Genomic DNA, 332 nt, shown 5'->3' on the forward strand with positions numbered 1-332 from the left:
TGTCGGTCGGCGGACGACTCGTGACGCCGCGCACGGACATCGGGATCCTCGCCGGCACCACCCAGGCGGACGTCTTCCGGTTCGCCGAGGCCGAGGGCATCGAGACGGCCTACGAGCTCGTCACGATGGCGGACCTGCGGGCGGCCGACGCCCTGTGGCTCGTGTCGAGCGTGCGCCAGGCCGCCCCGATCCGGCTGGTCAACGGTGACGAGCAGGCGATGGACCTCGACCTGACGGAGCAGATGAACGCGTTCCTGCTGGCGCGGGAGTCCTGAGGCGCCCACCGAGCGCGCGGGACGCGCGGCGCCCGTCCAGCCGGGAGGCCCGGGTCG

The 332-nt window shown here is 73.8% G+C and carries 1 protein-coding gene; it reads left to right on the plus strand.

Annotated features, from left to right (window positions below; genetic code table 11):
* Positions 1-275 (plus strand): aminotransferase class IV (locus tag BIU98_RS07685; RefSeq protein ID WP_175481315.1); only part of this gene is annotated, 275 nt, incomplete at its 5' end.
* Positions 276-332 lie beyond the last annotated feature (57 nt).

It is taken from the genome of Curtobacterium sp. MMLR14_010 (genome assembly GCF_001865015.1).
Taxonomy (GTDB): Bacteria; Actinomycetota; Actinomycetes; order Actinomycetales; family Microbacteriaceae; genus Curtobacterium.